4 protein-coding genes and 1 pseudogene are annotated in these 11,131 nt (G+C 67.1%); all 5 read left to right on the forward strand.

The window, feature by feature from the left end; translation table 11 throughout:
• Positions 1 to 5,781, forward strand: a 5,781-nt coding sequence (locus PUN71_RS20395; RefSeq protein ID WP_277799868.1) for an Ig-like domain-containing protein, incomplete at its 5' end; no start/stop codon positions are given.
• 78 nt (positions 5,782 to 5,859) lie between these two features.
• Positions 5,860 to 6,831 (forward strand): AAA family ATPase, encoded by a 972-nt coding sequence (locus PUN71_RS20400; RefSeq protein WP_043456019.1) that lies wholly within the window; start codon positions 5,860 to 5,862, stop codon positions 6,829 to 6,831.
• A gap of 58 nt (positions 6,832 to 6,889) precedes the next feature.
• Positions 6,890 to 8,245: a DUF58 domain-containing protein gene (locus PUN71_RS20405; RefSeq protein ID WP_277799869.1), complete on the forward strand. Its 1,356-nt coding sequence runs from the start codon at positions 6,890 to 6,892 to the stop codon at positions 8,243 to 8,245.
• Positions 8,242 to 10,851, forward strand: a complete 2,610-nt coding sequence (locus PUN71_RS20410) for a transglutaminase-like domain-containing protein (RefSeq protein WP_277799870.1) — start codon at positions 8,242 to 8,244, stop codon at positions 10,849 to 10,851. Before PUN71_RS20405 ends, PUN71_RS20410 begins: the two co-directional genes overlap by 4 nt.
• Positions 10,851 to 10,928: pseudogene (locus tag PUN71_RS20415) on the forward strand (zinc-ribbon domain-containing protein); the annotation flags it as partial. The gene PUN71_RS20410 and the pseudogene PUN71_RS20415, both read left to right, overlap by 1 nt.
• Positions 10,929 to 11,131: the final 203 nt, after the last annotated feature.

An 11,131-nucleotide genomic window follows, 5' to 3' on the forward strand; every position in this document is an offset into this window, starting at 1 on the left:
TTGGGTGGGGATAAGCAGTTGCCGGGCTCGGCTGATGTGAGTTTCGGGGCGCGGACCATTTCGGTGACGGATGCTGCTTCGGGCAAGGTGTGGGCGGTGTCGCCGTCGACGGTGAATGGTTTTGACCAGGAGGCGTCGGAGCCGGTGATGGTGGGTTCTGAGGGGATTGTGTCGGCGGTTGGTTCTGATGACCGGATTTATTCGGCGGATCCGAAGACCGGGGTTGTGACGGTGACGGGTGTTGATGCCAATGGTGCGGTGACGTCGTCGGAGTCCAGTACCTGGGATGGGCTCAAGGGGGCCGGGGATCTGCAGATGACCGTGGTGGGGGACCAGCCGGTGGTGTTGGATGCTGCGGCGGGGAACCTGTTCCTGCCTGGTGGTAAGCGGTTGGCGTTGGAGAATGCCCGGGATGCGAAGTTGCAGCAGGCCGGGCCGGAGAGCGATTTTGTGGCGGTGGCGACGCGGAAGGCGTTGTTGAAGCAGCCTCTTGACGGGGTGACGGCCAAGACGGTGGCGTTCGACGGCGAGGGCGTCCCGGCTGCGCCGGTGCAGTTGGGCGGGTGCGTGCATGCGGCGTGGTCGGGTGCGAACAAGTACGTGCGGGATTGCGTCAACGATGGTGATGACAAGAAGGTGGACGTGCCCAAGGCGAGTGCGTCGCCGTCGTATGTGTTCCGGGTGAACCGGGACCTGGTGGTCCTGAACGATGTGAACTCCGGCAACGTGTGGCTGGTGAACCAGAACATGCAGCTGGTCAACAACTGGGACGACGTCGTCCCGCCCAAGAACCAGTCCGATGACCAGGACCAGGAGTCCGCCGACAACAACACCATCAACGTCCTGCCGGACCGCACCAAGCCCAACCGGCCGCCTGAAACCAAGCCGGACGCCATCGGTGTCCGCCCGGGCCGGACCACCATCCTCAGCGTCCTGGACAACGATTCCGACCCCGACGGCGACGTCCTCACCGCAGCGGTGGGGGACAACGGACCCAAATCGGGGACCCTGGAAAACATCTACGGCGGCACGGCTTTCCAGATCACCGTTCCAGCCGACGCCAAGCCAGGCACGGAGACATTCAACTACAGCGCCTCCGATGGGAGGGGCCTGTCCGCGACCGGACAGGTGGCGCTCAGCGTGGTGGGGCCCGACGAAAACAAGCCGCCGAAGTTCAAGCGCGGCGAAGACACCACCATGCTGGTGGAACAGGGCAAGACCGTCAGCCAGAACATCCTGACCGACTGGATCGATCCCGACGGCGATGACCTGGTCCTGCTGGACGCCAAGGCCGACAACGACCAGGACCAGGTGAAGGTCCGGCGCGACGGCCTGCTCACCTTCCAGGACTCAGGGGCTACCGCGGGGAAGAAGAACGTCCAGGTCACCATCTGGGACGGCCGCGCCACTGTCACCGGCAAGGTGGTGGTCAACGTCCAGCCGCCCGGCGCCCTCGCGCCGGTGGTCAATGCCGACCATGTCACCGCCGTCGTGGGCCAGGACCTGGTGATCTCACCGCTGAAGAACGACGTTGACCCTAACGGAGGTGCCCTCCGGCTGGCGCAGGTGGAAGCGAACGGCCCCGCCGAACTCGGCCCCGTGACCGACGGCGGTACCTTCACGTTCCGCAGCAGCACCCCCGGCCCGGTCTACCTGACCTACATCGCCAGCAACGGCCCGCAAAGCAGCCAGGGCCTCATCCGCGTGGACGTCGAGTCCGGCAACGACGGCGGCGACCCCGTGGCGGTCCACGACGTTGCGCTCATGCCTACCGGCGGCAGTGTGCTCCTGGACCCGCTGGCGAATGACTCCGACCCATCCGGTGGCGTCCTGGTGCTGCAGTCCGTCAAACTTCCGGACAACGCCACCGTCTCCGTCAGCGTGATCAACCACAGCGTCCTGAGGATCACGGACATCCTCGGCACCAAGGACCCCATCCTCTTCGAATACACCATGTCCAACGGCAAGAAGTCCGCCACGGGCAGCGTGTCCGTGGTGCCCGTTCCGGCCCCCGCTGTGTTGGAGGCGCCGCAACCCAAACCGGACGAGGTGAACGTCCGCGTCAACGACGTCGTCACCATCCCGGTCCTTGACAACGACACCCACCCGCAGGGCCAGGAACTGATGGTGGACCCCGTCCTGCCGCAGGCCGTCGATCCCGCCGATGGCAAGAGCTTCGTCTCCGAGAACACTCTCCGCTTCATTGCCGGCAGCCAGCCCAAGACCGTCCGCGCCATCTATAACGCGGTGGACCCGCAGGGCCAGAAGAGCGCGGCCGCGGTCACCATCCATATCCTCCCGCTGGAGGACGCAGAGAACTCCCGCCCCCAGCCGCGGAACCTCACTGCCCGCGTGGTTGCCGCCGGGACGGTCCGCATTCCGGTGCCCCTCGACGGCATCGATCCGGACGGCGACTCCGTGCAGCTGACCGGCATTGACAGCACACCTGCCATGGGGACCGCCACGGTAGGCAGCAACTTCATCGACTTCACCGCTGCCGGGGACGGCGCCGGAACCGACACCTTCCGCTACAAAGTCGTGGACCGTCAGGGTGCCGTGAACACCGGGACCGTGACGGTGGGCATAGCCCCTCGCGGGGAGATCAACCAGAAGCCCACGCCGGTGGATGATGAAGTCCGGGTCCGCCCGGGCAGGCAGATCGCCGTGGACGCGACAGCCAACGATACCGATCCCGACGGTGACCGCATCCGCATCCTCACCGACGGCATCGAGGCGGATCCCGCGCTGCAGGCGACAGTGAGCAAGAACAGCGGACGCGTCATCCTGCTTGCACCGAAGGAAGCCGGGACCGTCAATGTTCGGTACACCGTGGCTGATGACAGGGACGCTGCGGCTCAGGCAACCATCCGGCTGGTGGTTGACAACGACGTGCCGTTGAAGGCCCCGATCGCCAGGGACGACAGGGTGACGTCCGCGCAGGCCATGGGCAAGACCGCCGTGGACGTTCCCGTCCTCAAGAATGACGAGGACCCGGACGGTGTGGGCGAGAACCTGAAGATCAGCACCGAGGCCGCGACTGCCCGCCCCGGCGGCAATGGCAACGTTCTGGTGGACCTCACCGAGCAGCCCCAGCTCATCCCGTACACCGTGGAAGACGTGGACGGGCAGCAGTCCACGGCAATCATTTGGGTGCCTGGGCTGGGCCAGCAGGTTCCCACCCTGGCCAAGGATGAGGTCATCGAGGTGGTCGCCGGACAGTCCGTCGACGTGGACCTCAAGGAATGGGTCAAGGTCCGGGAAGGACGGTCGCCCCGCCTGACCCAGGCCGACCGCATCAAACTCATCGGCGCGGACGGCGGCGACCCCATCATCCGGGACGGTGCCGGCCTGAAATACTCTGCAGGAGCTGACTACGTTGGCCCCGGATCGCTCACGTTCGAAGTAACCGACGGCTCGGGCCCGGACGATCCTGCCGGCCTGAAGTCCACCCTCAGCATCCGTACAAAGGTGCTCCCGGACCCCGATAAGAACAACCCGCCGGAACTGCTCGGCGCCAACGTGGATGTGCCCAAGGGGGACTCGGCCAGCACTGACCTTGGAAAGCTGACGTCCGATCCCGACCAGGACGACGTCGAGAAGATGAAGTACGAGCTGGTGGGCGACTCAACGGGCGGCTTCAACGCACGTATCGAAGGCCAGACGCTGAAGGTTTCGGCGGCGGATTCCACGGCCACCGGTACCAGGGCTGCCGTCCAGGTCAAGGCGACCGACCCCCGCGGGCTTGAAGCCACGGCCACGTACCAGCTTGCCGTGTCCGCCTCCAACCGGCCCAAGCCGGTGGCCAACGACGACGTGCAGGACAACGCGGCCGCCGGCAAGCCGGTGACGATCAACGTCCTGGCAAACGACGCCAACCCGTTCCCCGAAACACCGCTCAAGATCATCGCCGCCAACACCGAGACCGGCAGCGGCAACGTGGGCGTCAATGGTGACTCCATCACCGTTACCCCTGCCCCGGGCTTCACCGGGACCCTTGTGGTTGCCTACACGGTGGAGGACAAAACGCAGGACAGCTCCCGGCATGCCACGGCCCGGGTCCGGCTGACTGTCAAGGACAAGCCTGCAGCTCCCACCACGCCCCAGGCCCAGAGCGTGGGGGACCAGACCGCATTGCTGAACTGGTCCGCGCCGGCGGACCGCGGCTCGCCCATCACGAAGTACACGGTGTATGGGGAAGGCGGCTTCCGGCAGGACTGCCCGGCCAACACCTGCACCCTGAATGGACTGACCAACAACACCACCTACCACTTCCAGGTGACGGCCACCAACGAGTTCGGTGAATCCGACCGGTCCCCGGCCTCGGCCGACGTCCGTCCTGACGTGAAGCCCGACACCCCGCTGGCGCCGTCGCTGAAGTTCGGTGACAAGCAACTGACTGTCACCTGGACGGCCCCGGCCAGCAAGGGCTCGCCGGTGAAGTCCTACGACCTGGAGATATCCCCGGCTCCTGCCGGCCAGAATGCCCAGGTCCAGGGACTGACATCCGTCAATTACGTCTGGAAGGGCCTGCAGAACGGCGTCTCCTACAAAGTCCGGGTCCTGGCCCGCAACGACGCCAAGGACCCGTCCGAGTGGAGCCCCTACTCTGCAGCCGAGGTTCCGGCCGGCGTGCCCGCCACGCCAACTGCGCCCAGCGTGTCGCAGGCAACTCCCGTCGGCTCCCAAAGCCAACTGAGGGTGGTGTGGAACGCACCCAACAACAACGGCGATGCGGTGTCCGCCTACACGCTGACCACCCTCCGGGGCGGTGCCGCCGTCGCAAGCCAGCAGGTGAGCGGCACCTCCCAGAACGTGACCGTTGACAACTCCGAGTCCAACTACACCTTTACGGTGGCAGCAACCAACAAGGCGGGCACGAGTGCCACGAGTGCGCAGTCGGCTCCCATCCGGGCTGCAGGCAAGCCCGGCCAGGTCAGCAGCGGCACGGTTGCGGACACCGGAAACAGCGGTCAGCTCAAGGTCACCTTCACGCCCCTGACTGAGACACAGCGCAACGGTTCCACTGCAAGTGAGATCGCGTACTCATACCGGACCTCCACAGGCCAGTCAGGAGCCATCAATGCGCCGGGCGGCAACATCAACGGCCTGCCCAACGGCACCGACGTCACCGTGACCATCATCGCCACGTCAACCAAGAACAACATTTCCGGCGACGCGAAGGCCATCGGCACGGGCAACCCCTATGGACCAGCCAACGCGCCGAACGTGAACGGCGGTACCTCGGCGAAGGGCGATGGACAGGTCCATTGGACGTGGAATGATCCGGCGACGAACGGCAGGGCGCTCGACCACTATGAAGTCAGCTACGACGGTGGCGGCTGGATCAACGTGAATAAGGCCAATCGCTACGACCGTGACGCCGGCGGATGGAATCAGAGCCACCGGCTCAGGGTACGGGCCGTGACCGTGGTGGACGGCGCCATCGGTGGACCCGCCACATCCACCTCTGGCCCTGACAACACCCCGCCTCCACCAACGGAATGGAATGTCACGGCCAGCCCGACCCGAAGCTGCACCGAGCCCCGGAAGGGGACCGACAGCTTCATCGACGGGAACCCGTCCCAATGCACCGGGGGAGGCAAGTGGCTGGATGCCGGGGCGCCGTCCACGGCGGACCGGTACCAGGTCTGGTACAAGACGGCCAACAACCCCAGCGGCATTTGGTACCACCTGAACTCGGGGATGGCTTCCGGTAACTGGCTCCGTTGCGACACCTCGAATATTGGTTGCAACCCGCCCAACGGCATGCCGAACCGCTAGCACCATCGAGCACCAGGAAGGGGCCCGGATCTTCCGGGCCCCCGCACAGAATTACGATCCAGGAGAAGGAAGCGCTTCATGACCATGACCATCGAGCAGGCCGAGTGGTTTGCAGGCACATTCGAAAAGCTGGTTGCCAACGTGGGGCAGGCGGTGCTGGGCAAGGAACACGTCATCCGGCTTACCTTCACCGCCATGCTGGCCGAGGGCCACGTCCTGTTTGAGGACGCCCCGGGTACGGGCAAGACCTCTCTTGCACGGGCGCTGGCCGCCACCGTACAGGGGTCCAACAACCGCATCCAGTTCACCCCCGACCTGCTGCCCTCCGACGTCACCGGCGTGACGATCTACGACCAGAAGACGCAGAAGTTCGAGTTCCACAAGGGCCCGATCTTCAACAACATCGTCCTGGCCGACGAAATCAACCGTGCCTCGCCCAAGACCCAGTCCGCGCTGCTGGAAGTCATGGAGGAGTCCCGGGTCACCGTGGACGGCGTGACGTACTCGGCCGGGCGGCCGTTCATGGTGATGGCCACCCAGAACCCCATCGAGCAGGCAGGCACCTACCGCCTGCCCGAGGCCCAGCTGGACCGCTTCCTGATCAAGACGTCCATCGGCTACCCGGACCACGCTTCCACGGTGCGGCTCCTCGGCGGGAACAACCTGAAGGACCGCTCCAAGGAACTGTCCGCCGTCATCACCACCCAGGCGGTGGCGGACATGGCCGACCTCGCCGCTACCGCCCACGTGGACACGGCCGTGCTGGAATACATCTCCCGGCTCTGCGAGGAGACCCGCAGCGCCCCCGAAACCCGGCTCGGCGTGTCCGTGCGCGGCGCCTTGGCCATGGTCCGGGCAGCAAAGGTCTGGGCAGCCTCCCAGGGACGGAACTTCGTCCTGCCCGACGACATCAAGGAACTGGCCCCCGTGGTGTGGACCCACCGGTTCGTCATGGACCCAGAGGCGGAGTTCTCCGGCGCCACCGCCGAGGCCGTGCTCACCCGGATCCTGGCCGACGTCGCCGCCCCGCAGCAGCGCACCAACGCCTGACCCGGCCAGCCCACAGCCACACCATCCTTTTCCAGCGCGACAACGAAGGCACATCCCTATGTCGGACGGCACGTCCAGCGGCACACCGTTGACCCGGTTTGTGGAGCGGTTCCAGCACCTGTTCCAGAACCTGTTCCGCGGCAACGGCCGACCCTCCCGCCTGCACCCAGCTGCGGTATGGTCCGAGGCCAGCAGCACAGCCCTCCAAGCCCTGGCACCCGGCTGGCGGGCCGTCCGCGGCTACTGGTTGAAGTATGCGTGGCCGGTCATTTCCGTGGTCAGCATCCTGGGCTGGTCGGTCCTTGCCGCCGCCATCCTGCTGTGGATCACCGGCCAGGCCTTCGGCTGGCAGGAAGCCACCGCTGCGGCGATCGCGGCGTTCACCATGTTCGTGATCGCGGTAGCTTTCATCCTGGGCCGGTCCGCCTACGGCGTGGTGCTGGACCTCGCCCGCACCCGGGTAGCGGTGGGGGACAGCGCCGTCGGCAGCATCGCCGTCTCCAACACGTCGGCACGCCCGCTCCTGCCGGCGGCGCTGGAACTGCCCGTGGGCGGCACCACGGCCGTCTTCCACTTGCCCAGGATGAAGCCCGGCCAGGTCCATGAGGACCTGTTCACCATCCCCACCGCCCGGCGCGCCGTCATTGTGGTGGGACCGGTCCGCTCCGTCCGCGCGGACCCCCTCCACCTGCTGCGCCGCCAGGTCCTGTGGACCGAACCGGAAGACCTCTTCGTCCACCCGCGCACCGTGGCCCTGGCAGGCTCCGCCGCCGGATTCATCCGGGACCTCGAAGGCATGCCCACCACTGACCTGTCCAGCGCCGACGTCTCCTTCCACGCCCTGCGCGACTATGTGCCGGGCGATGACCGCCGGCACATCCACTGGAAGACCACGGCCCGCACCAACAAGCTGATGGTGCGCCAGTTCGAGGAAACCCGCCGCGCCCACCTGGCCATCTCGCTGTCCATCAACACGGACGAATACTCCTCGGAAACCGAGTTCGAGATGGCCATCTCCGTGGCTGCCTCCATCGGCCGGCAGGCCATCCGGGAACAGCGCGAACTGGACGTCCTGACCCAAAAGGGACCACTGCGCTGCGAAACCGGCCGCAACATGCTCGATGACATGACCCGGATCGTGGGCACTCCGATGCGCCGCACCGCCGTCGACCTTGCCAGGACCCTGGCCGACACCGTTCCCAACGCCTCGGTGGTCTTCTTCGTGGTGGGCAGCAACGTGACCGCCACCCAGCTCCGCTCGGCCGCCGCCTCCGTACCGCCCGGTGTCCGCAGCCTTGCCGTCAGGGTGGAAGCCGGCGCAGCACCCACACGTTCGAACATCGCGGACCTGACCGTTCTGACGCTCGGCGACCTCGCCGACCTTGCCATCGTGCTGAGAAAGGCCGCCGCATGAGCACCGCACCGGGCCGCCCCGCACCAACGCGCTCCCCGCAAACCCGTACCCGCCGCAAGGCAGCCGCCACCGATTCGGGGTTCTCCAACGGCCAGCCGCTCTGGCACTTCCTCCTCGACGCCGGCGCCCTGGTGGTCCTGCTGGGCCTGGGCCTGCTCGGCTTCGGACTCAGCTTCGGCGGCGACCCCTACTACCTGCTGTCCGGATTCGGCGGCATCATCCTGGGCCTCGCCATTGGAGCGGCCAACGCGCACCTGCGCCTGGGACTGCTGATTACCACCGCCCTGGCCCTGGCCGCCTACCTGGTGTTCGGGACCCTGCTGGCGGTGCCGGACGCGGCCATCGCCGGGTTCGTCCCCACCCTGGAGTCACTGCGGACCCTGCTGCTGGGCATCGTCTTCGCCTGGAAGGACATGCTGACGGTCGGGGTCCCGGTGGGAACGGCCGGCGGCGTGCTCATCGTCCCGTTCCTGAGTTCCCTGGTCACCGCACTCGTGGCCGCCCTCCTGACCTGGCGGCTCCGGAGCCCCTACCTGCCGCTCCTTCCGGTGCTGGTCCTGTTCGTCACCGGCATCGCCTTCAGCACCAACGCGGCATTCCTGACCCTGGAACGCGGCATCGGCCTGACGGTGCTGGGCATCGCCTGGGCAACGTTCCGCCGCGACGCCCTGCGCCGGAGCAATACGCGTCGGGTGGCGGTCAACAGCCCGCTGGCGGACAGTGCCACGGCACGCCGCGCCAGGATCCGCCGGCTGGGCATGGCAGCGGCGGTTGTTGCCATCAGCGTGGGCATCACCGCAGTGGCCGCCCCGCTGGTCAGCGCGGGCGAGGACCGCAAAGTCCTCCGCAACGTGGTGGTGCCGCCGTTCGACCCCAAGGACTACATCACGCCGTTGGCCAGCTTCCGCACCTACGTCAAGGACAAGAAGGACGACACCCTCTTCGTGGTCAAGGGGCTTCCGCGGGACGGCCGGGTCCGCCTCGGCGCCCTGGACGCCTTCAATGGCACCAACTACAACATGGATCCCAACGGTTCCGGAAACTTCAGCAAGGTGGGGGACGCCAAGTCCATCAACACGCTCGCGGACACGTCCGGGGTGGTGCCCACCAACGACTACTCGATCAGCATCAACATCGAGGACTACCAGGGCTACTTCGTTCCGGGCGGCCGGAAGACCACCGGCATCAGCTTTGACCAGTCAGGCTCGGCCGCGGCCGCCGGACTCTACTTCAACCCCGGAACCGACACCGCCGTCACCACCAGCGGCCTGGCCCGCGGGGACTCCTACACGGTGCAGGTCTCGGATCCGGTCAAGCTTGAGCACGGGCAGCTGACGCAGTACGACTTCGCCAAAGTCTCCCTTCCGGCCCCGCTGGAGGTGCCGCCGGTGGTGGGCTCCCAGGCCAACGACCTGTCTGCCGATGCGCCCACCGCGATCGACCGGGTGCGCCAGATCGAGGCGCACTTCCAGAAGACGGGCGCCTTCAGCAACGGCCTGGTCAGCGAGGGGCAGCTGCCCAGCGTTTCCGGCCATGGCGCGGCCCGCATCAGGAATCTATTGACAGCCAAGCAGATGCTTGGTGACGACGAACAGTACGCGGTGGCCATGTCCCTGATGCTCCGGCATCTGGGCATCCCGTCCCGTGTGGTGATGGGGTTCTACCCGGAGCCCACCAGCCCGGAGAACGGGGCCGGCGAAGTGAAAATCACCGGCAAGGACGTCCACGCGTGGGTCGAGGTGGCCTTTGAACGGGTGGGCTGGGTCAGCTTCGATCCCACCCCGCCCAAGGACAACATCCCCATCCCGCCGGACCCGGAAAGCAAGTCCAAACCCAAGCCGCAGGTGCTGCAGCCGCCGCCCCCGCCGCAGGAGCCGGCTGACCTGCCGCCGGACTCCTCGCCGGACGCGCTGGACGCGGACCAGAAGAAGGACAACCCGTGGTTGTTCTGGGGTGCCCTCCTGGGTGCGCTGGGCGTGGTCGCGATCCCCCTGGTGATCCTGGCCCTGCCCCTGCTGCTGATCGCCCTCTTGAAGACACGACGCCGGAAGTCGCGTTTCCGCGATGGCCACCCCGCCCAGCGGGTGGGCGGAGGCTGGAATGAGGTGGTGAGCCTTGCCACCGACCTGGGGGCCGCCATCGACACCCGGTCGACGCGGCGCGAAAGCGCAGCGGTCCTGGCCGAGGCCTTCCCGGCAACCCAGGGCACCACCACCATGCTGGCGCGCCGCGCTGATGCCTCGATCTTCGGTGCGGGGGAGCCCAGTGAGGATGAGGTCCGTGAATACTGGACCATCGTTGACGGTTCCCTCAAGGAAATGACCTCCGGCATGGGCTTCTGGCGCCGGCAGCAGGCACGGTTCTCGCCGCGCTCGTTGCTCGCGGATGCCAGGACCGCCATGAACTCCGGCAAGGGACTGAGGCTGGGCAGCCGGCTCGCGCTGCCGACTGTCCCCGGAATCCTTGCCGCCCGCCGGCGCCGTACCGCGGACGGGCCGGGCCCCGGGGGCCACGCGGGAACTCCCGGCACAGTCTCGGCCCCGCACCCCGGGACGCCACCGCAGGACCAGCAGGGGCCGGATGAGCAAGGACCGGCAAAGCAGTGATGCCCGACGCCGAATATTGCCCCCGCTGCCGGCAGCAGATCCGTCCAGGGGCCACCTTTTGTCCTGCCTGCGGGGCGCCGCTGCCCAACCGGGCGGCGCGCCGCAGCAGCGTCGCTGAGCCCTTGCACGACCGGAGCGGCACGGATGCGCGGGCAGCGCGTCCCGCGCATGCGCCGGGGATTCCCGGTACTATCCCGGTAGTGGAAAGGCCCCCGGCCGGTCAGCCGGCGGCCACCGCATTCATGAACCCCGCGGACGCGGGCACAAGGCACATGGGTAC

It is taken from the genome of Arthrobacter sp. NQ7 (assembly GCF_029581595.2).
In the GTDB taxonomy this organism is placed as follows: Bacteria; Actinomycetota; Actinomycetes; order Actinomycetales; family Micrococcaceae; genus Arthrobacter; species Arthrobacter phenanthrenivorans_B.